The organism is Halosaccharopolyspora lacisalsi, assembly GCF_014137975.1.
Lineage (GTDB): Bacteria > Actinomycetota > Actinomycetes > Mycobacteriales > Pseudonocardiaceae > Halosaccharopolyspora > Halosaccharopolyspora lacisalsi.
On sequence record NZ_JACGWZ010000008.1, the window covers coordinates 280,969 to 306,056 of the forward strand.

At 69.1% G+C, this 25,088-nt stretch carries 21 protein-coding genes and 1 tRNA gene; 11 read left to right on the plus strand and 11 right to left on the minus strand.

The annotated features are described in order from the left end of the window. Positions 1–275: 275 nt before the first annotated feature. Positions 276–2,957: an L-tyrosine/L-tryptophan isonitrile synthase family protein gene (locus FHX42_RS24245; RefSeq protein ID WP_328796713.1), complete on the minus strand. Its 2,682-nt coding sequence runs from the start codon at positions 2,955–2,957 to the stop codon at positions 276–278. Positions 2,958–3,442: 485 nt separating this feature from the next. On the opposite strand from FHX42_RS24245, the gene FHX42_RS24250 reads away from it, so the two are divergent. After that, positions 3,443–4,090 (plus strand): TetR family transcriptional regulator, encoded by a 648-nt coding sequence (locus FHX42_RS24250; protein ID WP_235987855.1) that lies wholly within the window; start codon positions 3,443–3,445, stop codon positions 4,088–4,090. On the opposite strand, the gene FHX42_RS24255 is transcribed toward FHX42_RS24250, so the two are convergent. Further along, entirely contained in the window at positions 4,060–5,244 is a 1,185-nt protein-coding gene (locus FHX42_RS24255) for an amino acid deaminase/aldolase (protein ID WP_182546759.1), read from the minus strand. The genes FHX42_RS24250 and FHX42_RS24255 overlap by 31 nt on opposite strands. Positions 5,245–5,365: 121 nt before the next feature. Here FHX42_RS24255 and FHX42_RS24260 point away from each other — a divergent pair, with 121 nt between their 5' ends. Continuing rightward, the gene (locus FHX42_RS24260; RefSeq protein WP_182546760.1) at positions 5,366–6,682 is read left to right on the plus strand and encodes a D-arabinono-1,4-lactone oxidase; all 1,317 of its coding nucleotides are present in this window, start codon (positions 5,366–5,368) and stop codon (positions 6,680–6,682) included. A gap of 204 nt (positions 6,683–6,886) precedes the next feature. Here FHX42_RS24260 and FHX42_RS24265 read toward each other — a convergent pair whose 3' ends face one another. From FHX42_RS24265 to FHX42_RS24295, 8 genes are all read right to left on the minus strand, one after another. Next, entirely contained in the window at positions 6,887–7,537 is a 651-nt protein-coding gene (locus tag FHX42_RS24265) for an SDR family oxidoreductase (protein WP_182546761.1), read from the minus strand. A gap of 104 nt (positions 7,538–7,641) precedes the next feature. After that, the gene (locus tag FHX42_RS24270) at positions 7,642–7,971 is read right to left on the minus strand and encodes a hypothetical protein (RefSeq protein ID WP_182546762.1); all 330 of its coding nucleotides are present in this window, start codon (positions 7,969–7,971) and stop codon (positions 7,642–7,644) included. A gap of 136 nt (positions 7,972–8,107) precedes the next feature. Further along, on the minus strand, positions 8,108–8,752 hold the full coding sequence (locus FHX42_RS24275) for a hypothetical protein (RefSeq protein WP_182546763.1): 645 nt from the start codon (positions 8,750–8,752) through the stop codon (positions 8,108–8,110). Positions 8,753–8,789: 37 nt separating this feature from the next. Next, the gene (locus FHX42_RS24280; RefSeq protein ID WP_182546764.1) at positions 8,790–9,215 is read right to left on the minus strand and encodes a hypothetical protein; all 426 of its coding nucleotides are present in this window, start codon (positions 9,213–9,215) and stop codon (positions 8,790–8,792) included. Beyond that, positions 9,215–9,439: a hypothetical protein gene (locus tag FHX42_RS26075; protein ID WP_220480791.1), complete on the minus strand. Its 225-nt coding sequence runs from the start codon at positions 9,437–9,439 to the stop codon at positions 9,215–9,217. Before FHX42_RS26075 ends, FHX42_RS24280 begins: the two co-directional genes overlap by 1 nt. Then, positions 9,408–11,399, minus strand: coding sequence for a glycoside hydrolase domain-containing protein (locus FHX42_RS24285; protein WP_220480792.1), 1,992 nt, complete (start codon positions 11,397–11,399; stop codon positions 9,408–9,410). Before FHX42_RS24285 ends, FHX42_RS26075 begins: the two co-directional genes overlap by 32 nt. 245 nt (positions 11,400–11,644) lie before the next feature. Next, entirely contained in the window at positions 11,645–12,295 is a 651-nt protein-coding gene (locus tag FHX42_RS24290; RefSeq protein WP_235987857.1) for a hypothetical protein, read from the minus strand. Positions 12,296–12,573: 278 nt separating this feature from the next. Continuing rightward, on the minus strand, positions 12,574–13,347 hold the full coding sequence (locus FHX42_RS24295) for an IclR family transcriptional regulator (RefSeq protein ID WP_182546765.1): 774 nt from the start codon (positions 13,345–13,347) through the stop codon (positions 12,574–12,576). A 179-nt stretch (positions 13,348–13,526) separates the two neighbouring features. On the opposite strand from FHX42_RS24295, the gene cmtR reads away from it, so the two are divergent. Further along, entirely contained in the window at positions 13,527–13,883 is a 357-nt protein-coding gene (gene cmtR / locus FHX42_RS24300) for a Cd(II)/Pb(II)-sensing metalloregulatory transcriptional regulator CmtR (protein WP_182546766.1), read from the plus strand. Then, positions 13,880–14,647, plus strand: a complete 768-nt coding sequence (locus FHX42_RS24305) for a cation transporter (protein ID WP_182546767.1) — start codon at positions 13,880–13,882, stop codon at positions 14,645–14,647. Before cmtR ends, FHX42_RS24305 begins: the two co-directional genes overlap by 4 nt. A 173-nt stretch (positions 14,648–14,820) precedes the next feature. On the opposite strand, the gene FHX42_RS24310 is transcribed toward FHX42_RS24305, so the two are convergent. Then, a tRNA-Leu gene (locus FHX42_RS24310) sits at positions 14,821–14,903 on the minus strand. Between the two features lie 233 nt (positions 14,904–15,136). Here FHX42_RS24310 and FHX42_RS24315 point away from each other — a divergent pair. Genes FHX42_RS24315 through pknB form a run of 7 tightly spaced genes read left to right on the plus strand, consistent with a single transcriptional unit; the run spans position 15,137 to position 24,943 of the window. Then, positions 15,137–16,561 (plus strand): FhaA domain-containing protein, encoded by a 1,425-nt coding sequence (locus FHX42_RS24315; protein WP_328796719.1) that lies wholly within the window; start codon positions 15,137–15,139, stop codon positions 16,559–16,561. A gap of 41 nt (positions 16,562–16,602) precedes the next feature. After that, the gene (locus FHX42_RS24320; RefSeq protein ID WP_182546769.1) at positions 16,603–17,091 is read left to right on the plus strand and encodes an FHA domain-containing protein FhaB/FipA; all 489 of its coding nucleotides are present in this window, start codon (positions 16,603–16,605) and stop codon (positions 17,089–17,091) included. Then, on the plus strand, positions 17,088–18,560 hold the full coding sequence (locus FHX42_RS24325) for a PP2C family protein-serine/threonine phosphatase (RefSeq protein WP_182546770.1): 1,473 nt from the start codon (positions 17,088–17,090) through the stop codon (positions 18,558–18,560). Before FHX42_RS24320 ends, FHX42_RS24325 begins: the two co-directional genes overlap by 4 nt. Beyond that, positions 18,560–19,993: an FtsW/RodA/SpoVE family cell cycle protein gene (locus tag FHX42_RS24330; protein WP_182546771.1), complete on the plus strand. Its 1,434-nt coding sequence runs from the start codon at positions 18,560–18,562 to the stop codon at positions 19,991–19,993. Before FHX42_RS24325 ends, FHX42_RS24330 begins: the two co-directional genes overlap by 1 nt. After that, positions 19,990–21,453: a peptidoglycan D,D-transpeptidase FtsI family protein gene (locus tag FHX42_RS24335; protein ID WP_182546772.1), complete on the plus strand. Its 1,464-nt coding sequence runs from the start codon at positions 19,990–19,992 to the stop codon at positions 21,451–21,453. The genes FHX42_RS24330 and FHX42_RS24335 overlap by 4 nt, the downstream gene beginning before the upstream one ends. A 3-nt stretch (positions 21,454–21,456) precedes the next feature. Further along, a complete protein-coding gene (locus FHX42_RS24340) occupies positions 21,457–22,938 on the plus strand; it encodes a serine/threonine-protein kinase (protein WP_328796714.1) in 1,482 nt (493 codons plus the stop codon). Between the two features lie 37 nt (positions 22,939–22,975). Further along, positions 22,976–24,943: a Stk1 family PASTA domain-containing Ser/Thr kinase gene (gene pknB / locus FHX42_RS24345; RefSeq protein WP_182546814.1), complete on the plus strand. Its 1,968-nt coding sequence runs from the start codon at positions 22,976–22,978 to the stop codon at positions 24,941–24,943. Positions 24,944–25,088 lie beyond the last annotated feature (145 nt).

Consider the following 25,088-nt stretch of genomic DNA (forward strand, 5'->3'; position numbering starts at 1 on the left):
GAACGCCCGGTGGGAGCTTTCCCACCGCGGACGCAGACTTCCGCGAACCGGTGCTGACGTTACTCCCCTCCCCGACCGGTACCGGTTCGCGGATTCCACCGACTCCCGTGTCCACCTTTCCCCGGACGGTTCGCCGTCAGGACGCAGGAGTTGTGAGGGGTCCCGGAGCTTGTTACCCCGAACAAGCGCGGGACCCCTCATGTATTCGGGATCCCCCGCGGAAAGGCCCGCACATCCCCTCCGCATCCGGGAATCCGACACGCCGAATCGACAGGTCACCTGCGACGGAGGCGTGCTCCGGCGGCGAAGGACCCGTCCAGTCTCATGCCCGGTTCCTCCGCCCCCGTGCCGGGTACGCCGGTACGCCCGGCGGGGACCATCAGCCACGGTTGACGCGGTCCGAGCAACGGGGAGTACACCGGCACGAACCCCTGGTCGAGCAACGAGACGGCGAAATCGACGGCGACGTGACCGCGTTCGTCGAGCACCCCCGTGCCCTGCCACGGCAGCAGTCCCGAACCGCCGAGGTAGGTGAACCCGCAACGCCCCGGCGTCGCCGCGTTGACGGTGAGGCGCACCCGGTGCGGGAAGAGGTCGTCGTAGGCGAGGTCCTCGTCGACCCGCATCGTCGCCAAGTAGTCGATCACGTTGTGCCACGCCCGGCGCAGCACCGCCGCCCGAGCCCGGCGCACGTCGGGAGCGACCCGCTCGGTGAGGTCGTAGACGTCGGCGTGGACCAGGCGCGACCAGGAGAGCCGGTTCATCCGGCGCGGCAGCGGAACCGAGACCGAGTAGACCATCGACATCACCATCTCGGGCAGCACCCCGAGCGAGCGGGCGAGTACGGCGGCGTACGGACCGTCCACCGCCGTGGCCAGCTCGGCCACACCGGCGAGGGTGCGCAACGGATCGTCGGTGATGTCGAAACCGCGCAGGGTCTCGTCGAACAACCGGCGGTACCGCGCGAAGCGCACCGTCCGCTCGCCGGGCACGTCGATGTCCATCCGGTCGGCGGCCAGCTCGTCGATCTCGGTGAACGTGATGCGTTCGCCGATGCCCGCGAGCTCGGAGTAGCGGCGCAGCATCCCGCTGTAGGCCGCGGTGACGGACGTGGGCCGGGACCGGAAGTGCCTGCCGTCGGTGAGGACGTTGAAGTGCAGTCCCGGCGGGTGGATCGCGCTCACGGCGGTCTGCAACTCCCGCAACCGGACGAGCGCGCCGAGCTCGGCGAGGTCGGGCATCGGCCCGGACGCCTTCAGCCGGTTCAGGCACTGCTTGACGGGGAAGCCGAGCAGGACCACTTCGATGGGGCTCGAGGTGCGCAGGAACGGCCACGCGTCACGACGCATGTCCTCCGGGCCGTAATGCGACCGCGATCCCTTGAGGAACTGCTTGCGGGTGAACACGTGGTGCAGCATCTCCACGGCGCGCTCCCGCTCGTCGCCCTCGCCCTCGGCGAACTTCGCGCGCGCACCGGCCACGGTGCGCTCGGCGGCGCGATCGGTGTCGGCCACCATCGACTCCACCAGACCCAGCGACTCGTCGGTGCTCAGACGCACGGCCCACCGCTCGGCGGCGCGGTTCTCGCGCAGCTGACCGATCTGCACCTCCTCCAGCGAGTGCGCGTGCGACAGTCCCGACGCCGCGCGCGCCCGCCCACGCCTGGGGGAGGTCTCGAAGGAGGAGATCACGGGAACCGGGTCCCCGGAGGGCGCGCCGACGGGATCCACGGTCACGGGCCGAGCTCCGGAGCACTCCTCGGCGGTCGCGACGCACCGGGCCGAAGCGGCACCGAACACGGCGACCACGTCGGTGTCCTCGTGAATCCTGCCGTCCAGTTCGACCCGCCCGCCGGCGTCGCGGACGTCCCACGCGAACCGGTCGAGACCCGCCTGGGCGGTTTCGGGCAGGTCCGGGTCGACGATCACGGCGGGAACGGGGCGGGCGGTGTCCCAGCGCCGGTTGCGGGTGCGTTCCTGCACGGTGTGCAGCACGTCCTTGAGGACGCCGTCCTGAACCGGTGGCACCGTGCGCACGAAAGAGCGCAGCCGATGTCGCCCGGCCAGCGTGGCGGCGGCGTGGGGCTCCAGGTCGCTCAGCTCCTCGGTGATCACACTGCTCACGCCGTCCCCGAGCGTGCCGGTCCGCGTGAAGGCCGTGCTCAGGATGTCGACGGTCTCCAGCAGTGCCTGGACGGCCGCGGCGACCTCGGAGGAGTCGACGCACGAGGAGTCGCGGACGTTGGCCGCCGTCGTCACCACGATCCTGCCGGTGGCCTCCAGCTCCGGGGAGAGCTCGAAGCCGATCCCGCATCCGTGCAGGCCCACCAGGAGGGTGCGGCACCGTTCCAGCGCCAACCGGAACGCTCGCAGCGGCGGTCGGACGAAGTGTTCGAGGAAGTAGCTCGCGTCCCCCTCCCCGCGTTCGAACCGATTGCCCACCACCTGTTCCAGCAGGCCGTTGGGCAACCCGGTGCTCGTACGCACCAGTCCGGAGGCGGTCACCGCCAGCGTGCCACCGGGATGGCGGGGGTGGGAGGGCACGGGAGCGGCCATGGGTTCGGTCGGCGACAACACGGCGAGCAGGGGTTGCGTCGCGCAGTGCATCCTCAGCAGCGGATCGGCGCCCACTGCGGCGGCGAAGCGCGACCACTCCTGCGACGGCCACGACGGGAGCGCGGTCATGGGGACGTCGAGCGTTCGGGCCAGGTGGTGCAGCCGGGCCGGGTCATGGTGCAGGCGGGTGCGCCGGGTCCGTACGAGCACCCGGGCCAGCTCGCCCCAGGTCGGCGCCGTACCCAGCGAAATCCCCGCACCGACGCCGAGCAGGACCACCGCACCGTCACGCCGCCCCAGGTGGACGCCGTAGTCTCCCTCGGCCAGCATCGTGTTGGCCTCGTCGACGTCCAGGGCGACGGTGCCCACCGGCGTCGAGTGGCCCGGGATCCATCCGCGCACCGAGAGGTCCTGTTGCCGATGGCCTCCACGCTCGAGCTGGTCGGGAGCTGTTCGCGGCCTCACCGGTGAGTGCAGCACGGCCGGGTCACCTCGACGAGGTGACTCGCGGAAGCCGGAGTCGGTGCCCACGAACCGAGCACACCACGACCGAGGCCGAAAAGACGAGAGCCAGCACGGCGCTCACTCACAATGACGTCAAGAACCCGGTTCGCACACACTTGCATCACGCTAAATAGTGATCATCGTGACGACAATGTGACGCGCCGCATACGTGGCACCCTCTGCCGGGGGACTTCGTCGAGTGCCCTGCGCCGTCGGTGACGGAAGCTCGTCAGCACAGCGCGGGGTGGGGCGCAATGAAGCAGCAGCGAGAACCACCCGTTCGATTGACACCCGGCCGGGCTTCCCATCCGGCGTGATCGCCGTGAAGGGGAGAAACTGGAGGTGGTCTCATCGTGGAGCCCGGAAACGATCAAGGAGACGTCTTGCCCACCGAAGCAGCCCCCTTGCGACGCAAGCCTGTTCAGCAGCGCAGCGCCCAGCGCGTCGAGAAGATGCTGGAATCCTGCGCCCAGCTCATCGACGAGGTGGGCTACGAGGGTTTAACGACCACGCTGATCGCCGAACGGGCCGGAGTCGCAGTCGGATCGCTGTACCAGTTCTTCCCGGACAAGCGGGCCGTGGTGCAGGAGCTGACGCTGCGCAACATGGATCGGTTCGTGCAGACCGTCTCAGAGCGCTTCGACCACTCCGAGATGACGAACTGGTGGGAGGCCGTGGACGCGGTCTTCGAGATCTACATGACGATGCACCGCGAGATTCCCGGGTTCAACCGGTTGCACTTCGGTGACGTGGTGGACCTGCGGCTGCTCGACGAGAGCAAGGACAACAACGCGGTGCTGGCCGAGAAACTCGTGAACGTGCTGTCCGACCGGTTCGGGCTCGCCACCGAGGATCTGCACAAACCCCTCGCGGTGGCGGTCGAGGCCGCCGACGCGGTGCTGCGCCTGGCCTTCCGACGGGACCCCACGGGCGACCCCGGGTACGTGGCCGAGGCCCGCGAACTCGTACAGGGCTACCTGGCCAACCGGATTCCCGGGCCTCATCCGAAGGACCTGCCCTCGCCCCGGTAGGTGGGGACGGAGCCGAGCAGTCGCGCACCCCCGACGAGCTGGTAGTGGTCGAAGCGCTCGGCGAGCTCTCCCGCCTTGGCGTGCCGGAACCACACCCGGTCACCGATTCGCAGCCGTACGGCGGCGCGCCCGGTGACCGGGGTCTGCACCTCCCCGGCGCCCTCGGTCGTCGTCAGGCGCAACCCGGCCGGCCGGTACGGCGTGGGCAGGCGGTCGGCGGTCGGCGTCCCGGAGGCGAGGTAGCCGCCACCGAACACGGTCGCCACCCGAGGTGCCGGGCGATGCACCACGGGCAGCGCGAACAGCGCGGCCGGGCGCGGGCGAAACGCCCGGTAGGCGTCGAACAGGGTGGGCCCGATCAGGCCCGACCCGGCGGCCACCTCGGTGACGGCGGCCTCGGAACCGCTGCTCTCGATGCTGCCGGTCCCGCCCCCGTTGACGAACTCCAGCGGGGTGAGCTCGCGCAGCCGCTCGACCGCGGCCGCGCGCCGGTCGGCGAGTTCGGCCGCCGAGCGCCGCCGCATCCAGCGCAGGACGACCGCCCGCACCGGCCGCCCCGGCGGTGCGTCACCGAGGCCGGCGATCTGGCCCTCGTAGGCCATCGCTCCGACGAGGCGGTATCCCCGGCGACCGAGCACGGCCTCGGCCAGCTCGCGCGCCTGCGCGGGGGTGTGCACGGGTGAACGCAGGGTGCCCACCGGAAGCCCGGAACCCAGCGGGCGCCAGGACGCGTCGATCTCCAGGCACAACCGGATCCGGGGACGGTCCGTGCCGGTGGCCGCGTCGATGAGGTCGAGGTGAGCGATCGAGTCGACCATGAGGGTGATGGCGGCCGCGGCCCCGGGATCGACGGCCAGCGAGCGCAGTGCTCCCCGGTCGGCGGTCGGGTAGGCCACCAGGATGTCCGCGCTGGTGCCGGTGTCGTACAACCACAGCGCCTCGGCCAGGCTGTAGCACATCACTCCGGAGAAGCCGGGCGTGCGCAACGCGCGTTTCAGCAGTTCACGGCAGCGCACGGACTTGCTGACCAGGCGCAGTGGCCGTGCGGCGCGACGCACCAGCTCCGCCGCGTTGTGGTCGAAGGCGTCGAGGTCGACCACCGCGAACGGGGGGTCGAGATCGCTGGTCGCCGCGTCGAGCCGGAAAGGTGTCACACCCCTACGGTAAGCCGCCGCGTCTTGTTAAGTGAAATAGTTTCACTTATTTTCGGCGCGAGCTTCGGTGCGGAGGCATCCCGGTACGCTCCTCCCGAGGCGCTACAGCTAGGGGTACCGATTGCGACGCCAACGGCGCGACTGGACCAACTGGGCGGGCACGGTCACGTCCACCCCCGCGAGCACGATCCGCCCCGTCGGGGCCGACGAGATCGGGGCGGCGGTCGTCACGGCGGAGCGGGCGGGCCGGACGGTGCGCCCGCTGGGCAACGGACACTCGTTCACCGGCATCGGCGCGCCCGGTGCCGACTCCGTCGCCCTCGACCTGTCGCGCTGGAGCGGCGTCGTGAGCACCGACGGCGAGCTGGTCACCGTCCGCTCCGGGACACCGCTGCACCGGCTCAACGCCGAACTCGACGAACTGGGGCTGGCGCTGCCCAACCTGGGCGACATCGACCGGCAGACCGTCGCCGGTGCCGTGGCCACCGGTACGCACGGCACCGGCGCGGCGCTCGGCGGGCTGGCCACGCAGCTCGAGGCGCTGGAGCTGGTGCCGGCCGACGGCTCCGTCCACCGGTGCTCGGCGACCGAGAACCCGGAGCTGTTCGAGGCGGCCCGGCTCGGTCTCGGAGCGGTGGGCGTGATCAGCACGGTCACGGTGCGCTGCGTGAAGGCCTTCGCCCTGGCCGCCGAGGAACACCCGGAACCGCTGGACGGCGTGCTGGAACGGTTCGACGAGCTCGCGGAGGCCCACGACCACGTCGAGTTCTACTGGTTCCCGCACGGTTCGGCGACGCTGGTCAAGCGCAACGACCGGCTGCCCGCGGGGGCCCGGCCCGAGCCGCTGCACCCGCTGCGGAACTTCGTCGAGTACGACGTGCTGGAAAACCACGCCTTCGGGGCGCTGTGCCGCGTCGGCAGCCGAATCCCGTCACTCGTACGCCCGCTGACCCGGCTGTCCGGCGCCGTGTGGTCGTCCCGCTCCTACAGCGACCGCTCGCACCGCGTGTTCGTGACCCGCCGCAACGTCCGGTTCGTCGAGTGCGAGTACGCCGTTCCCCGCGAAGCGCTCGTCGACGTGATCCGCGAGCTGCGCTCGGCCGTCGGATCGCTGGAGCACCCGGTGATGTTCCCGGTGGAGGTGCGCGTGGCCGCCGCCGACGACGTGTGGATGTCGACGGCGTACCGGCGGCCGACCGCCTACGTGGCGATCCACCAGTACGCCGGGATGCCCTACCGGCACTGGTTCGACACCTTCGAGTCCGTGGTCGCCGCCGCGGGCGGTCGACCGCACTGGGGCAAGATGCACCGGCTCGACGCCGAGGCGCTGCGGAAGCTCTACCCGCGCTTCGACGACTTCCTGCGGGTCCGCTCGCGGGTCGACCCCGCAGGCCTCTTCCGCAACCCCCACCTCGACCGCGTGCTGGGCACGGGCTGAGCGGCCGGGATCATCCGCGAAACATCCGCGGCATCCGCCGCTCGGCGAATTCCCCGCCACCGAGGTTTTCCGGCAGGGCTGTCGTCGGGATCCGGACCGCTGTCCCAAAGGGTGAACGGACCGTTTTGGCACTCCCACCGCCCAAACGGTCCGTTCACCACGATGCGGGAGGCGTCTCCAGCCGAACGACCCGACAAGAAAGCATCAGCGGGACCGGACGGCCTCGGCGACGGGGGTCGGGCCGTTGACGAGTTCGAGGGTGCGGTGGATCGACGCGGGTTCGTGGAGCAGGGCCACGAGGACGGCGGCGACGTCGCCGCGGGTCACGTCGGCGCGCTCGAGGGACTCCCCCAGCGTGACGTGGCCGGTGGCGGGCTCGTCGGTGAGCCGTCCGGGCCGCAGGACCGTCCAGTCCAGAGAGCGGGAACGCAGTTCCCGCTCGGCGGCGCGCTTGGCGTCCAGGTAGGCGGCGAAGACCTCGCTGATCCCCTCCGGGTTCGCACGGTCCAACCCGATGGCACTGACCTGGAGGAACCGGCGTACCCCCGCGCGCTCACACGCATCGGCCAGCAGCGCCGAGGCCGCCCGGTCCACGGAGTCCTTCCTCGGCGAACCGCTGCCGGGTCCGGCACCGGCGGCGAACACAGCTGCGTTCACATCGGACAGGTGTCCGGCCAGTACGGCCGCGTCCACCTCCTCCAGGTCCGCCACCAACGGCTCGACACCGGCGGCACGCAGATCCTCGGCCTGCTCGGGAGCGCGGACCAGCCCGAGGACCGAGTCACCCCGCGCGACCAGCAACCGCCCGAGCTGCTGTGCGATCTTGCCGTGTGCTCCGGCCACCACGATGCGCATGTCCCCAGCCTAAATCCCGCGGGACCTCAGGACAGTGGGAACGCCCGGAGGGGTGGACGGCCGCGGCAGGACCGCCCACCCGGTCAGCGAAGGACTCCCGTCCGTCAGCAGCGCGGGATCCCCGGTGCCGGGTCCGGGCCGGTGTCCACGTAGTAACCGGCCACGTAGCCGGAGTGGCCGTCGAAGGACGAGACCCAGGTTATGTGGTACCGAACGGAATCGCCGTGGACCACGTCTCCGTACGTCCAGCAGTGCAGCGCCATCCACTTGCCCTGCGGAGCACGCGACATCACGGGCTCGGGCAGACTCGGGCCCAGCCGCACGTTCAGCTCGATCAGGTTTTCCGCGCAGGTTCCTCTGTCTCCGCAGGGGAAGGGCTCCGCCGTGGCGACACCCGCCATACCGAGCAGCAGGAAGGCGACCGAAGAAACCACGGTCGTCACCAAGGCCGCGAACCGCCTGTACAGACGTGCTCTCACACCGGATAGCCGATTAGTCCCTCTCATCGTTTTTCCCTTCTTCGAACCGAAAGCGCAAGGCCGTCAGGAGGATGGCCGAACCTTCGGAGCGTCATCGGTTGCTTCCGGCGGCCCCGAGGCGCGCCGGTTCCCAGGAGTTGGTCGCTCCCGCTCCCCTTCCCTGCCCGGCGTTCCAGCCACGGGTCCTGTCCGCGACCTCCTTCAGGGCCGGATGCCGCGGCCCGACCGCGATGTGGAAGTCCGACTCCTCGGGGAGCTGTTCGTCGCCGCCCCACCGGACGACGTCGCCGACGTCGAGGAGGACGTCGCGAACGACCGTCAACTCGTTCGGAAACAGTCCCCCGCTGATTCCGACCGGATACGACCGCGGCCGGATCGCGATCGCGGTCGCCGACAGGTGGTTGCTCTCGCAGGTCGCCGTGATCTCCCGCTCGCTGGTGTGTCCGGCGACGTCGCCCCTGCGCAGTGCGTCGATCTCGTAGTGGAAGCGGCGTGCCACGTGGAGCAGCACGGTTCCCACGTCACCGTCCAACACCGCCACGCCGACGTCGGGACCCTCGATCGCCCGGACCGGCACCGCGTCGACGATCGGCCAGCCGTTGCCGGACGTGGACCGGCTCCACGTCCGCCGCTCGAGCTTCCCGGACGGGGTCGCTGCACGTGCGTGGGCGACTCCGGTGAAGCCGCCACTCCACAACGCCGCACTCCCCACCGCACCGAGAACTGCCGTCAGCACGGCGCGACGACTGGCCCCTCGAACATCCGTCGAACGGTCACTCGTGATCGTCCGCCCCCTTCCTCCGAACCACGGCATCGACGGCAAGCGCGGCGCGCGCGACCACACCCGCGATACACGCGAAAATCAGCGGGTTCACCCACATCGGGACCAGTTCCGTCGAGCTCCCGTCGTCCCACCGGCAGGCGAAAGACCTGGGAAAGATGGTCCCGTCCAGTCCTGTGAAACTATCCGTGCCGCGCCCGGTGCTGGAGGCGCACACTTCACGCGTGCTCCGGGCGAATCCGATGAACGGGGAGAACGCGAACACGGTAAGGCCGGCACACGCACACAGCACCGCCGCTTCGATCCACCGCCCGGCGGGACGACGGGACAACGTCAGTTGCTGCGTCAGGAGCAGATGGAAGACCTTGACCACGAGCACGACGGGAGCGAAGTACGCTGCCGCGATCAGAACTTCCATCAGGACTCGCTCCGCCGCCGCGCGAGGCCCCCGACTCGCATCTGGTTCTCCTGCCCCGCCCTGAACAGCGGGGTGTCGGCGAACCCCCTGACGAACTCGGGGAGCTTGTCGAACGGCAACATGGCGGGAAGCAGCGCGCCGGTACCGCTGGTTGTCTCGATCAGGAACGCCCGGCCGAGCGCGATAACCGGGTCACCCGCCATGGTGAGCACGTTGCGGGCCATGAACACCGCGTTCCCGACCGTCCCCCCCCCCCGAAACGCCGGTCGAAGTAATCGCTGAATCGCCCCAGGTTTCCGTCGCCGACGTAGTGCTGCCGGACGGCGTCGACGACGTTCGTGCCACCACGGATCTTCTCGGCGAGCAGGTACCCGTCCGCGTCCTCGATGAGGTCGGGGAAACCGAAGGACGAACTGATTCCGGTCTTCGCGAGCAGTTCCGTGCAATAGGTGTGCCCGGACGCGTATCGGCACCCAGCTCGTGACCGGTGAAGCTGTCCTCGAACTCCCTCATCAGGTACGCGCCGTGCTCGTTCGCGTAAGCGATGAACGCTTCGTCCACCCCTCCGAGGAGTCTCTTCCACTGGAATTCGTTGTGCGAACCGGAGCGTATGTACTCCATGACCCGAAGACTCGGGCCCGCGCTGCCGTGGTTCAGTTCCCAGTCGTACAGCATCTGGACGTATGCGACGAACTCGTCCGACGGTGTCGACGGCTTGTTGACGGACTCCTGTCCCTGGTCGGTCCCACTCTTGTGGACGTCGTTGTCCAAGTCGAACTCGGTACCGCCCCCGGTGAACGTGAACTCCTTGATCTGGTTGAAGGCCCAGTTCGCCGGAAGCGGGAAACCGAGGTTTCCGGAGAATCCCCGGGACATGCCCGAGACGGACGACCAGCGGGCGTAGGTGCTCTTGGTGACCTCGGCACCCACGTTCCGTGCCCCGTAGACGCCGTGCACGTACCGCTTGCCCTGGTTGATCAGCCCGGCCGGCACGCCGCTGAAGTAGGGGACGATGTTGGACTCGATGTCGGCCTGGGTCACGTCGTAGTCGACCGCGAAGTAGATCACCGTTCCGCGGTTGAAACCGTGGTGAACGGCACGCTCGTGAGCGCGCAGCGCGACCTGGAAGCCACTGGTGTAGCTGAAGTCGGCCAGCTCCCGCGCGTTGTACTGCCAGATCGGGAAGACGCTGAGCCCGGCGTCGAAGATGTTCGCGAGTTCGCCGGGCTGGAGCTCCTTGTTCAGCGTGCTCTCCGGCGGTTCGCCCAGGTACCGGCCGACGTAGCGGTACCCGTCGTCGAACAGCGCCCGTGCTCGATCCGCCGCGATGGTGAACCGGGTGTCGCAACCGGACGCGGATCGGTCGGGGTCACCGGTCGAGATGAGCAGCTGCGCCCATGTTCGGTAGTCCCCTCGCCCCGTATCGTCGAGGGCCGAGAACCGCTGAAAGATCTTGACGAACTCCTCCAGATCGGCGTCGAAGGAGTGCGTGAACGTCGTGCGCACGTTGCCGACCGGCTCGTCGAAGACGCAGGCGGCGCTGAAGAGCTGAACGAGAATGCCGGTCGAACCGACCGACACCGGGTTCCGCCGGAGACCGGCCTTCGTTCCCGGACCGAAGTTGCCGTTGGCCAGATCCTCGGGAATGCCGACCTCGTACTGGAGGGCCTTCATCAGCGACTGCCGTATGTGGCGCACTTTTTCCGTACCGCCGGCGGTGACCACGTAGGCGTCCATCGACAACAGCGCCTTGAACACCTCCGGGGTGACGAACTGGGGCTCCCCGGGACTGGTGGTGCCCATGTCGTAGGCCATCTCCGTGACAGCCCGGTCCGTGGTGGACGAGTACGTACCGTCCCCGCTGCCGCCCCAGTACCCCTTGGCGAACAAACCGCACTGAAGGATGTTGCGGATGTTCGCGTTTTCTTCCCCGAGCGCGGTGTCAGGACGCGCCTGAATCCCGGCCAGCGTCCCCGGCCCGAAATTGGCCACCACCGGACCGATACCCAGTTCGTGCTGGAGCCCCATGGTCAGCGAGTACGTCGTCGCCCAGCCGGTAACACCGTCTTCCGGGCACGGCTCGTAACCCGCTATTCCTCCGTAGGTCTTTGCTGACCCACTGCTGTCCTTCGAGGACCTTCTCGTCCATTCCTCCCCCATCGCCTGGTGGGCATCATCATTCACACGAAAACACCCCAGAACAAGAAACTGCGAACCAGTTCACAAATAATACGGAGAAGCAATATCGTTACCAGGTTTCAACCCGGAATCTTTTTGCTCGCCGACGGCGGAGCGGTACTCGTCCGAGCGGAGTAACAGCCCTTGGTTGACCGGAATCCTCGTCAACGACGAGTCGGTCAACGCAAGGGCTGCGGTGGGCGGTGCGTCCGAGACGGGACACCGGGGCGAAGCGGCACCGCGGGAGGGCCTCAGGACAGCGGCGAGCTCCTGGTCGCGGCCGGGGACTCCGTGGCGAGCAGTTGTTCGTAGGCGACCTCGTTGACCCAGCGCGAGACCGCCGTGTGCTCCACGGGCGGCGCGTCCTCGAAGGACCGCCCCTCCAGTTCGATGTGCACGCTCTCGGCGTCGGCACTGAGTACGGCGATCCCGAACTGCCGGGCGCGCATCAGGCACGTCGAGACGAACTCGTTCCCGTGAGCGACACCGCGCGGCACCACGATCGCCGCGCTGGTGAAGCGGGCGAACGGCACGGCCGCGGTCAGAGCGCTACGCCAATGGCGCGCGGGCGCCAGCACTCCGGTCACCCGGGCGGCGGGCGGTGGAACGCGGTCCTCCATCTCGGGCCACACCCACGTGGCGATCTCCGTCCGGTCGAGCACGGGGGTGCTCCCCACGCACAACCGTTCCGCGTGCGCGTCGGGCAGCAGCTCGGCGACCGGTACCACTCGACGCCCCAGCAGCTTGGCCGGTGAGAGCACGCTGCCCGGCCAGGCCAGCGACTCAGCCGCGAGCTCGGCGAGCCTGCCCACGGAGTCCGGCAGCTCCGCGGTGGTCTGGGACGGGATGGAACACGGGCGGACCTCGCTGTCGATCGTGACACGTCGCGATCTTCCGGTCACTGTTTTCCGCCTCCCTCTCGGCGTATCAGGGACTCCGGCATCGATGGACTCCACTTGAGGCGTGGTGGCATTCGGCGGTGGCCGCGGGAGACCGGTATCGACTCCCGCGCTTCACGGTCTCCGACTAAAACAGCTTCGCGTCCGTTCTTCGCCGGTCATCAGGGGTTGCTGCGATCGACGGCCGTGAACCGTCGGTGGCCGGTAGACGAGCGGTGTCGCGAGTTCGGCCCGGCGATGCCCCATCCGGGTGAAGCCGGGAGCCGAACGGCCGATGCTGGTCAGCCCACCGTGGCGCCGGAGGTCTCCGCCAACCGTCGACCGAGCGAATCCGCCGCCGGGGCCAGGGGCTTGAGCAGCTTCACGAAGTCGGCACGCGCGCTGTGCACGACGAGACCCAGCGATGCGACGAGCTCACCGTGCACCCGCACCGGGACGGCCACCGAACAACTGCCGAGCGTCATCTCCTCCGTGGTCTGCGCGAAACCGCGCTGCCGGACCCCGAACAGCTCCCGGCCCAGGCGCCCGGGTTCCACGATCGTGTAAGGCGTGGGGCGCGACAGCGTCCCCTCGCAGTAGGCGTGGAGGACCGAAGAGGGGGAGTAGGCCAACAACACCTTGCCGACACCGGTGGTGTGCAGGGGCAACCGTCCACCGCTGCGCGAGATGACCGGCGCGGAGCGGCGCCCCGCGAGCTTTTCGACGTAGACGGTCTGAAGACCGTCGCGCACGGCCAGGTGCACGTTCTCGCCGGTGCTCTGGTGCAGGTCCTGCATGAACGGCATGGCCTCCCGACGCAGTCGGGTGTAGACCGGTGCCAGCAGTCCGATCTCCCACAGGCGCAGTCCGACGCAGTACCGGCCGTCGGACTCGCGCCGGAGCGCGCCCCACTCCTCCAGCTCGCCGAGGAGCCGGTGAGCGGTCGCGAGCGGGATGTCGGCCGCCCGCGCGATCTCGGTCAGCGTCAGGCGGGTGTGCTCGGTGTCGAAGGCGGTCAGCACGCTCAGCGCGCGTGCCGTCACGGAACGCCCCGCGTCCCGGCTGTTTCCCGCCATCGACCTCTCGGTTCCTGTCGGCGACTGTCGCAACCGGTTCTAGCCGGAAAGCGGACCCGGGGGCAACCGTTCGGCCGCATCGTCTCATCGGCGGGCGCCCCGGTCCGTGTCCGCGACCCCCGAAGCACCGTACTGTTCAGCGATTGCTGCAATACAGCATTGACTGTACTGTTTGAGCCATGGTGACGTGTGAGACGCGGGAGGACGCGCTGGCCCGCCTGGGGCGCGCCCTGGCCGACCCGACCCGGTGTCGGATCCTCACGGCGCTGCTGGAGGGCACCCGCTACCCCGGCGGACTGGCCGAACTCCTGGAGCTGAGCCGGTCGAAGGTGTCCAACCACCTGGCCTGCCTGCGCGGCTGCGGCCTGGTGGTGGCCACCTACCAGGGCAGGCAGGTCCGCTACGAGCTCGCCGACGCCCACCTGGCCGAGGCGCTGCGCGAACTGGTCCAGGTCGTGCTGGCCGTCGAACCGACCACGGCCTGCGCCGAGGACCGGCCGGTGGAGACACCCGCCCCGGAAGAGGTGGCGTCATGAGCGAGCCCTCCCGGCCTCGTCAGGCCTCGCCCGAGCACTGCGACGACGACTGCTGCGGACCTCCAGCGCCACCGGCCACCGCGCCGCGGCAACCGAGCGCGCAGCGCCGGTCGGTGCTGACCCGGCGGGTACGGCTGCTGGTGGCGGCCACGATCAGCTACAACGTCGTCGAGGCGGTCGTGGCGATCACGGCGGGCGCGTTGGCCTCCTCGACCGCGCTGATCGGGTTCGGCCTGGACTCGGTCATCGAGGTCGCCTCGGCCGCGGCCGTGGCCTGGCAGTTCTCGGCTCGCGAGGCCGCGGACCGCCAGGCTCGCGAGCGCACGGCCCTGCGGATCATCGCGGTCTCGTTCTTCGCCCTGGCGACCTACGTGACCGTCGAGGCGATCCGCTCCCTGCTCGGCGGCGGGGCCGCCGACTCGTCGACGGTGGGCATCGTGCTGGCCGCGCTGTCCCTGCTGATCATGCCTGGTCTGTCCCTGGCCCAGCGGTTCACCGGCCGCCAACTGGGCTCGGCCAGCGCGGTGGCCGACTCCAAGCAGACCCTGCTGTGCACCTACCTGTCCGGAGTGCTGCTGGTGGGGCTGCTGCTCAACAGCCTGCTGGGCTGGTCCTGGGCCGACCCGATCGTGGCCCTGGTCATCGCCGCGGTCGCCGCGAAGGAGGGCCGCGAGGCCTGGCGCGGCGACAACTGCTGCGCCCCACCGGCCACGGCCATGGCGGGCCACGAGGACGACGACCGCCGCGACCACGAGGAATCGTGACGCAGCGGACGAAGCGAACCTGCAGCCGAACGCACGATCAGCGCAGCGAGACACTCCCCACATCGTGGGTGCCGTGGGGTGCTCACACAGGAGGGGCACAAAAAGGAGGCCCCCACCGCGGTGGGGGCCTCCCTGTGCTCGATCACACAGGAGCCGACTTACTCGACTCCGAGTGGGCGAGGGGGGACTTGAACCCCCACGTCCTTCCGGACACACGGACCTGAACCGTGCGCGTCTGCCATTCCGCCACTCGCCCGTGGCTTCCGGTGTGAACCCTACCCTGCTCGGATCTGGCCCTCGACACCGGGTCGCTCACCGCCTCGTCGAGGCCGTCCGCGAGCTCCGCCGCCGAACCGGACGAGAAAACTTTAGCACGGGCTCACGAGGTGATTTTCCGGGGGGAGGGGGCCTGTTGGGAACTGGGCGGTGTCACGGTCCGTTGACCCAGATACGATGGGTCGAGGAGTCGTACGTGTGGAGGGGATTGCCGTGGGCCTCGTGCAGCGTTTCGAGCGCCAGCTCGAAGGCATCGTCGGTAATAGCTTCGCGCGCGTTTTCGGTGGCAAGGTCGTGCCGCAGGAGGTTGCCCAATCCCTGCAGCGCGAAGCCGAGTTGCAGGTGCGGGAATTGGCCGGGGGGCGGCTGCTCGCCTGCAACCACTACGTGGTGCAACTCAGCCCCACCGATCACGACCGGCTCGCCGGGGAGGAGGAGCAACGGGTGACCGACCTCCTCGCCGACTGCGTGCAGGAGCATCTCACCGAACAGGGGTGGGAAACATATGGTGACGTCGTAGTCTCCCTGGAGCGCTCTGAGACGCTGCACACGGGACAGTTTCGAATCAGATCGTCCGTCGACCCCGACGCAAGCCGACGGCCGGCAACACCTCGTATCGCAGGAGACCGACCCATGAGCCAGCCACCAGGCCACTACCCCCAGGGGGACCCTTACGGTCAGGGCCAGTACGGGTATGACCAGGGCTACGGCCAAGGCCAGTACGGGCAAGACCCCAACTACGGATACGGGCAGCCCGGCTACGACCCCTACGCCCAGCAGCCCCCGGGCTACGGCCAGCCTCAGCCGGGGTACGGGCAGCAGCCCGGCTACGACCAGGGCTACGGCCAGCCCCCGGGCTACGACCCCTACGCCCAGCAGCCCCCGGGCTACGGCCAGCCTCAGCCGGGGTACGGACAGCCCCAACCTGGTGGTGGCTACCCGCAGTCCGCGCCGGGCGGATTCCCCGACCAGGGCTACGGCCAGCCCCAGCCGGGGTACGGGCAGCAGCCCGGCTACGACCAGGGCTACGGCCAGCCCCCGGGCTACGACCCCTACGGCCAGCCTCCCGGCTACGGCCAGCCCCAACCCGGCGGCGGCTACCCGCAGTCCGCGCCGGGCGGATTCCCCGACCAGGGCTACGGCCAACCCCAGCCGCCGGCCGGCTACGCCCAGCCCCCGGGCTACGACCCCTACGGCCAGCCTCCCGGCTACGGCCAGCCCCAACCCGGCGGCGGCTACCCGCAGTCCGCGCCGGGCGGATTCCCCGACCAGGGCTACGCCCCGCCACCCGGCGGCGGTTACCCGCAGTCCGCACCGGGCGGCTACCCGGAGGCCATGCCACCGCGCCAGCTCACCGCCACGCTGCAGCTCGACGACGGTTCGAACCGTTCGTACACGCTGCAGCAGGGCAGCAACGTGGTCGGGCGCGGTCAGGAGGGTCAGTTCCGACTGCCCGACACCGGTGTTTCCCGCAAGCACATCGAGATCCAGTGGGACGGTCAGGCCGCGATGCTCGCCGACCTCGGATCGACGAACGGCACCACGGTCAACGGCACTCCGGTCCAGACTTGGCAACTGGCGGACGGCGACGTCATCCGCGTCGGCCACTCCTCCCTGGTCTTCCGCAGCCAGGGCTGAGCAGAGCCGTATCCGACGACAGGCAGGAGCGTTCACAACAAGTGTCCGAGCTGGTGATTCAGCTGGCCAGAGCAGGGTTCCTCGCCCTGCTCTGGTTGTTCGTGCTGGCCGCGCTTCGCGTGGTGCGTTCCGACCTGCACTCGGCTTCGGGACTGCGCGCCCCCGGCATCGGTGTGTCCGTTCCGGGGGCTGGAAAGAACAAGAAAACCCCGAGTAAGCAGCCCAAGAGCAAGACCAAGTCACCACGACAACTCGTGGTGACGCACGGCGCGCTCGCGGGCACGCGCATCTCGTTGGACGGCATGCCGATCTCACTCGGTCGTGCCGACGACTCCACGCTGGTGCTCGATGACGACTACGCATCGACCCGGCACGCGAGATTGGCACTCCGGGGCACGGATTGGTACGTGGAGGACCTAGGCTCCACGAACGGCACATACCTCGATCGGACGAAGGTCACGGGATCGACCAAGGTCCCGCTCGGCGTTCCGATCAGAATCGGCAAGACGGTGATCGAGCTGCGCTCATGACCCTCGTCCTTCACTACGCTGCCCGCAGCGACCGCGGCCTGGTTCGTTCCAACAACCAGGACTCGGTCTATGCCGGCCCACGACTCCTCGCCCTCGCGGACGGCATGGGTGGCCATGCCGCCGGCGAGGTCGCCAGCAAGGTCGTCATCGCGGCACTGGCGCCGCTGGACGACGACGAACCCGGCGACGACCTGCTCGGGGACCTTCGCGATGCGATGGTCTCCGGGAACAGTGCCATTTCCGACCTGGTCGCCAGCGACCCCGAGCTGGACGGGATGGGCACCACGCTGACGGCCGTGCTCTTCGCCGGCAGCAGGCTGGGGCTGGTCCACGTCGGCGACTCCCGGGCCTACATGGTCCGCGACGGCGAGCTTTCCCAGATAACCCACGACGACACCTTCGTCCAGTCGCTGATCGACGAAGGCCGGATCACCGAGGAGGAGGCCGCCAACCACCCGCAGCGCTCGCTGCTGCTGCGGGCGCTGACCGGCCACGAGATCGAACCGAGCCTGACCGTGCGCGAGGCCAGGGCCGGGGATCGCTACCTGCTGTGCTCGGACGGCCTGTCCAGCGTGGTCAGCGAGGAGACCATCGCCGAGGCGCTGCGGATCTCCGATCCGCAGCAGTGCGCCGACCGGATGATCGAGCTGGCCCTCAAGGGAGGCGGTCCGGACAACGTCACCGTGATCGTGGCCGACGTGGTCGACGTCGAGTTCGGCAACGACGCACCGATCGTGGGTGGCGCCGCCGGATTCGGCGACGAGGACCCGCAACCGGACTCCGCGGCGGCGCGGGCTTCGGCGGCCACGATGCCCGCGCGGCAGCAGCCGCAGTGGCTGGAGGAGTCCCCTCCGCCCGATCCACCACCCCGCAAGCGGCGATGGTTACGGTCGCTGCTGGTCACCGGCGGGATCCTCGTCGTGCTGGCCGGTATGGTGTTCGCGGGGCGCTGGTGGGTGTTCAACCAGTACTTCATCGGCGTCAACCGAGCCGACGAAGTCGTGATCTTCCAAGGTGTGCAGGGCAGCATGTTGGGGATTTCGCTGCACCGACAGGTCGAGAAGTCGTGCCCACCCGGCGCGGCGGAGAGCTGCAGGCCGATCGGCATCAAGGACCTCAAGCAGGCCCAGCGTCCCGACGTGCGCAACGGGAACATTCCGGTGAACGGCCTCGACAACGCCAGGGAGGCGATCCGCAACCTGCGGATGCGGGCGCTGCTGCCGGAGTGCGAGAAGTCGGATCCCCCGCCGTCGGACCAGCCGCCGCAGCCGCCGAACTCCTCGGGGCAGCCGAACCCGCCCACCGACCCGAACAAGCCCGGGCCGCCGACCGCATCGGGGCAGCCACCGAACGCGCCGGGGGCGACCGACACCACCCCACCGAGCTCCTCCTCGACGGTGGTCGGTAGCGCCACCCCGTTGGAGACCGCTACGCAGACACCGGGTGTGACCTGCCGGACGGTGAGCTGATGTCACAACCGGCGACCGGAACCGAGACGCCCTCCGGCGACTCCGAGGCGACCCCCCGGGCTCGCCGGAGCAACGAGCTGATCATGCTCGTCTTCGCCACCGTCATCGTCACGGCGGCGCTGGTCATGGTGGAGGTCAGCCAACAAACGCGGCTCACGCCACAGATCCTCTACTACGGTGGGGCGTTCCTGGGGCTGTTCGCCGCGGCGCACTTCGCGGTGCGCCGGTGGGCGCCGTACTCGGATCCGCTGATCCTGCCGTTGGTCGCGCTGATCAACGGGCTCGGCCTGGTCATCATCCACCGGGTGGATCTCGGAAACATCAAGGACCCTCCGTACGGCTGGTCGGGCCCCGCCGCACCCTCGCAGGTCTTCTACACCGCGCTGGCCCTCGTGCTGTTCGCGCTGGTGCTGAAGTTCGTCAGCGATCACAGGACGCTGGCGATGTACAGCTACATCTGCGGTCTGGTCGGGCTGGTGGCCCTGGCACTGCCCGCGATCCTGCCCGGATTCATCGCACCGACCATCAACGGCGCGAAGCTGTGGCTGAGGGTGGGGCCGCTGTCCATCCAGCCCGCGGAACCGGCCAAGATCCTGTTGATGATCTTCTTCGCGGCCTTCCTGGTGTCCAAGCGCGAGCTGTTCACCACGGCGGGCCGGCGATTCCTCGGCATCGACTTCCCGCGCGCCCGCGACCTCGCCCCGGTACTGGTGGCCTGGGCGCTGTCGATCGGCATCGTGGTGCTCGAACGCGACCTGGGTACCTCGCTGCTGTTCTTCGGCATCGTGCTCGTCATGATCTACATCGCGACAGAGCGCGCGATCTGGATCGGCATCGGCCTGTCGCTGTTCGCGGGCGGGTGCGTGCTCGCCTACTCGATATTCGGGCACGTCCAGGAGCGCGTGGACTCCTGGCTGAACCCGCTGACCAGCGGTAGCGGTGGCCAGCTGCGCAGTGCGCTGTTCGGACTGGCCAGCGGCGGCATCGGTGGGACCGGACTCGGCCAAGGGAGTCCGACACTGGTGCCCTACGCCGCCACCGACTTCATCCTCACCAGCTTCGGTGAGGAACTGGGGCTGATCGGCCTGATGGCCCTCTTCCTGCTCTACCTGCTGCTGGTGATGCGGGGACTGCGCAGCGCGCTGGCGGTGCGGGACTCCTTCGGCAAGCTGCTCGGCGGCGGTCTGTCCTTCGCGCTGCTGCTGCAGCTGTTCGTCATCGCCGGTGGAGTCACCGGGCTCATTCCGTTGACCGGGCTGGTCACACCGTTCATGGCCGCGGGGGGTTCCTCACTGCTGGCCAACTACATCCTGATCGCCCTGCTGCTGCGGATCTCCGACGCGGCACGTCGCCCGCAGACACCGAGCAAGCCGAAACCGAAGCAGGCCCCCATCGCCGAAGCACATACCGAACTGGTGGAGCGTCCCCGATGAACAAGCCGCTGCGGCGGGTCGCCACGGCCATGATGGCCATGGTCGTGTTGCTGATCGGCAACGTCACCTACATGCAGGTGGTCCGCGCCGACGAACTGGCCAACCACGCGAATAACAAGCGGGCGCTCTACGATCGCTACGCCACCGAACGCGGGCAGATCATCGCGGGCGGCCAGTCGCTGGCCAGTTCCGTGCCGACCAACGACAACCTCAAGTACCTGCGCACCTACTCGAACGGCCCGGCCTACGCGCCGATCACGGGGTACTACTCGTGGGCTTACGGCAGGACCGGGTTGGAAAGCGCCAAGAACGAGGTGCTCAACGGCAATGCCGGCTCGATGGCCTTCAGCAGGCTCTCGGAAATGTTCACGAGCGGTGACAAGCAGGGCGGCAACGTCCAGACGACGATCAACCCGGCCATGCAGCGGGTCGCCTACCAGCAGCTGACCAGCAAGGGCTACCAAGGCTCGGTGGTCGCGCTGAACCCGCAGAACGGCGACATCCTGGCGATGGCCAACGCGCCGTCCTACGACCCGAACCGGCTGACCAGTCACAGTTACGACGAGCAGCAGGAAGCTTCGAAGGACCTCAACAACGACGCTCACAACCCGAGGCTCAACCGGGCGATCTCCAACGTCTACCCGCCCGGCTCCATCTTCAAGCTGATCACGGCGTCCGCCGCGCTGGAGACCGGCAAGTACAACTACAACACCCAGGTCACGGCCGAGGCATCCATCCCGCTGCCGAAGACCACGAGCGCGACCCTGCCCAACTACGGCAACAACACGTGCGGCACCCTGCCCACCGCGCCGCTCTGGGAGGCGATGGCGCGTTCGTGCAACACGGCCTTCGCCGAGATCGCCGGGGACGTCGGCGAGCAGAAGCTGCGGGAGACCGCGCAGAGCTTCGGCTTCGGCAAGGAGCTCGACATCCCGATGAGCGTCGAGAAGTCCTCACTCGGCCCGATCGAGGGAGTACCCCAGCTCTACCAGACCGGCATCGGCCAGCGCGACGTGCGAGTTACCCCGATGCAGAGCGCGATGATGGCCGCCGCGATCGCCAACGACGGCTCGCTCATGAAACCGCATCTGGTCAAGAGCACCACGGCGCCGGACAGGTCGGTTCTGGAGACGACCCAACCGCAGGAGATGAGCCGACCGATCTCGCCGCAGCACGCCAACACCATCACGAAGATGATGGTCCAGTCCGAGAAGCGCTCCAGCAGCGGCGGCAAGATCTCCGACGTCCAGATCGCTTCCAAGACCGGAACCGCCCAGCACGGCAGCGGCTCCGACCCGCACGGCTGGTACGTGGCCTTCGCCCCCCAGGAGAACCCGAAGATCGCCGTCGCCGTGATCGTGGAGGACGGCGGCAACCTGGGCGCCTCCGCCACCGGCGGGAAGATCGCCGGCCCCATCGGCCGCTCCGTCATCCGAGCCGGCCTGCAGGGGGGTGGCTGACAGGTGCTGACCTCCGGCCAACTTCTCGCCGAGCGCTACCGTCTCGACCGGCGCATCGCCGTCGGCGGTATGGGCGAGGTGTGGCAGGCCGTCGACGTCCGGCTGGACCGCAGCGTGGCGGTCAAGGTGCTCAAGCCGGAGCTGTGCGGGGACGCCGAGTTCCTGCACCGCTTCCGCACCGAAGCCCGCACGACCGCCTCGCTGAACCACCCCGGTATCGCCGCCGTGCACGACTACGGCGAGACCGCGTCGATCCCGGACGGCCCGGAGGACACCGCCTACCTGGTCATGGAGCTCGTCGAGGGTGAGCCACTGGCGGCCATCCTCGCGCGGGAGGGCCGGATCACCACCGAGCACACCATGGAGATGCTGGAGCAGGCGGGCAACGCGCTGCAGGCCGCCCACGAGCGCGGCCTCGTGCACCGCGACGTCAAGCCCGGCAACATCATGGTCGGCCCGACCGGAACGGTGAAACTCACCGACTTCGGCATCGCCAAGGCGGCCGACGCCGCCCCGGTCACCCGTTCCGGGATGGTGATGGGCACCGCCCACTACATCGCCCCGGAACAGGCCCTCGGCAGCGAGGCCACCCCCTCCAGCGACGTGTACTCGCTGGCCGTGGTCGGTTACGAGTGCCTCAGGGGGCACCGGCCCTTCCTGTCCGAGAACGCGGTGACCGTGGCCATGATGCACATCCGCGAGATCGCGGCACCGCTGCCACCGGACGTGGCGCCGGGAGCGCGCGCCGTGATCGAGGCGACTTTGGTCAAGGACCCACGTCGCCGCTACGCCGGGGGCGGCGAGTTCGCCAACGCGGTGGCCAGCGTCCGCGCAGGTCTGCCACTTCCGACACCGGCGGCGTTGGCGGTGCCCCAACAGCACTTTCAACAGCGCCCGGTGCCGCAACCGGTACAGCCCCCGGTGCAGCAACCACCGCCGTCCCAGCAGTTTCCCGCCAGCGCGGCCGCTACCGGGGTGAACCCGCTGCCCACCCCCGCCCCACCGGGCCAACCCACCACCCAACCGCCCGGCGCCGTACCACCCCAGAACTCCGTACGGCACCAGAATCCGCCGGGCCCGGCACCACCGCCGGGGCAGCCGGTCTCCGCGGGCAGAGCCGGACTGTGGGTCCTGCTGGCCGTGGTCGTGGTGGTCGTGCTGGTCATCGTCGGATTCGCCGTGGCCATCACGTACCCCCGCAGCAGTCCGGCACCGGGGCCGGCCGCCTCGAAACCCGCACACCTCACCACTGCCCGGCAGGGCGACACTGTGAGATTCCTCGGTCTGGATTCCACGTATCGTCTGAGTCAGAATGCGCTACGGCATCCTGGTAGTGCCGGGGAGAACAGTCACAGTGCCCGCGAGGGGCACCGTACGTGCCGTAGCACGCCGACCACCGAACGTATCGCGACGAAGTCGCCGGGAACCGCGTACCGCGCCCTTGTCCCCGGGACATCGGCTGTCACGGACCGCGGGTCGGCATGATGGCACCACCGTGGACAAGGATCGGGACTACGCAGCGATGAGCTCACCACGACTTCTCTCCAATCGCTACGAGATCGGAGACACGCTCGGCTACGGCGGCATGTCGGAGGTGCACCATGGCCGCGACATCCGGCTCGGCCGGGACGTGGCCGTCAAGGTGCTGCGCGCCGACCTTGCCCGCGACCCCACGTTCCAACTGCGCTTCCGCCGCGAGGCGCAGAACGCGGCGGCGCTGAACCACCCGGCGATCGTGGCCGTCTACGACACCGGCGAGACCGAATCCGAGAACGGGCCGCTGCCCTACATCGTGATGGAGTACGTCGAGGGGCAGACGCTGCGCGACATCGTCAAGACGGAGGGTCCGCTGGCGCCGCGCCGAGCCATGGAGGTCATGGCCGACTCGACGGCCGCACTGGACTTCAGTCACCGCCACGGCATCGTGCACCGCGACGTCAAACCGGCCAACATCATGATCACCGAGTCCGGTGCGGTCAAGGTGATGGACTTCGGCATCGCGCGCGCGGTCGCCGACGGGCAGGCGGCCGTGACGCAGACGGCGGCCGTCATAGGCACCGCCCAGTACCTGTCACCGGAACAGGCGCGCGGCGAGACCGTCGACGCGCGCAGTGACGTCTATTCCTCGGGGTGCGTGCTGTTCGAGCTGCTCACCGGGGAACCTCCGTTCACGGGGGACTCCCCGGTCGCGGTGGCCTACCAGCACGTGCGGGAGGAACCGCGCAAGCCGTCCGACGACAACGAGCAGGTCCCGGCCGCGCTGGACGCCGTGGTGCTCAAGGCGCTGAGCAAGAACTCGGACAACCGGTACCAGTCGGCCGCCGAGATGCGCTCCGACCTGGTGCGGGTGCTCTCGGGGCAGCGGCCGAAGGCACCGATGGTCATGACCGAGGACGAGCGCACCTCGATGATGGCCGGCCCGCCCACCGCCGAGTCCACCGCGACCACCCGCAGGGCGGTCGCCCCCATCGACGCCGACGAAGACCCGGAGCAGCAGGACGACGGCAAGCGCCGCAGACGATGGACCATCGGACTGGTCACGGCGGCGTGCCTGGCCGTGTTCGCGCTGGTGTCGTGGGTGGCCTACGTCATGATGACTCCCGAGGAGCCGAAGACCGTGGCCATACCGGACGTGCAGGGCCAGCAGGTCCCGGCTGCCACTCGAGCGCTCAACGACCTGGGGTTGACGAAGCTGAGCTACCCCAAGAGGCCCTCCACCGAGGCGGAGAAGGGCAAGGTCGTGCACATCACTCCCCCGGTGGGCACGCAGGTCGGGCCGAACAAGCCGATCAAGCTCTACGTCGGCTCGGGCCCCGACATGATCGACGTGCCCGACCTGACGGGCAAGACGATGCCGGAGGCCCAGGAGATCCTCTCCAAGGCCGGCTTAAAGCTCAACGTCACGCCCGAGACGAAGACCGTCACCGACTCCAGCAAGGTCAACAAGATCCTGGACCAGAGCGAGACCGGTGAGGTCAAGCCGAACACCATGATCACGGTGACGGTCGGCGAGGCGATCGAGAAGGCCAGGGTCCTCGACGTCACCAACCTGCCGCTGTCCGCCGCGAAGCAGACGCTGGAGTCCGCCGGTTTCAACGTCTCCGTCAACCGGGTCGACTCCCCGAAGCCCGCCGGCACGGTCCTGGAGCAGAACCCGGAGGGCGGATCCAGCGCGCGACCGGACAGCACGGTCACGCTGACCGTGTCCAACGGCTCGCAGATCACCGTGCCCGGCAACCTGAGGGGCATGTCCGAGGACGCGGCCAAGCAGGCCCTGCAGAGCCAGGGGTGGAACGGCTCGATCTCCACGCAGCGGAAGACGACCACGGACAAGTCGCTGGACGACAAGGTGGTCGGTACCCAGCCCCCGGCGGGATCGAAGATCGGCAGGAACCAGTCGATCACGCTGCTGATCGGCGACTACGAGTCCGAATCGTCCACCACCACCCCACCGACCGAGAGCAGCGGCCTCTTCCCGGGATTCGACTAGCGTCCGGGAGCAGGAAGGACGCGGGAGGCGCGGCAGCGCACCGGTGACCGACCGGAGCGTTGCCGAGATTGCCGGATCGTTTCACGTGAAACGACCGTTCGTACTGGCCAGCGCGCCGCGAAGGATCACACGAGGGTCAGCGCAG

Bases quoted from the DNA above. Each gene is read 5' to 3' on its own strand.
- FHX42_RS24265 (WP_182546761.1), bottom strand. From the start codon at position 7,537: ATGCGCATCGTGGTGGCCGGAGCACACGGCAAGATCGCACAGCAGCTC.
- FHX42_RS24280 (WP_182546764.1), bottom strand. From the start codon at position 9,215: ATGGAAGTTCTGATCGCGGCAGCGTACTTCGCTCCCGTCGTGCTCGTG.
- FHX42_RS26075 (WP_220480791.1), bottom strand. From the start codon at position 9,439: ATGGCCCGCAACGTGCTCACCATGGCGGGTGACCCGGTTATCGCGCTC.
- FHX42_RS24295 (WP_182546765.1), bottom strand. From the start codon at position 13,347: ATGGCGGGAAACAGCCGGGACGCGGGGCGTTCCGTGACGGCACGCGCG.
- cmtR (WP_182546766.1), top strand. From the start codon at position 13,527: ATGGTGACGTGTGAGACGCGGGAGGACGCGCTGGCCCGCCTGGGGCGC.
- FHX42_RS24305 (WP_182546767.1), top strand. From the start codon at position 13,880: ATGAGCGAGCCCTCCCGGCCTCGTCAGGCCTCGCCCGAGCACTGCGAC.
- FHX42_RS24325 (WP_182546770.1), top strand. From the start codon at position 17,088: ATGACCCTCGTCCTTCACTACGCTGCCCGCAGCGACCGCGGCCTGGTT.
- FHX42_RS24330 (WP_182546771.1), top strand. From the start codon at position 18,560: ATGTCACAACCGGCGACCGGAACCGAGACGCCCTCCGGCGACTCCGAG.
- FHX42_RS24335 (WP_182546772.1), top strand. From the start codon at position 19,990: ATGAACAAGCCGCTGCGGCGGGTCGCCACGGCCATGATGGCCATGGTC.
- pknB (WP_182546814.1), top strand. From the start codon at position 22,976: ATGAGCTCACCACGACTTCTCTCCAATCGCTACGAGATCGGAGACACG.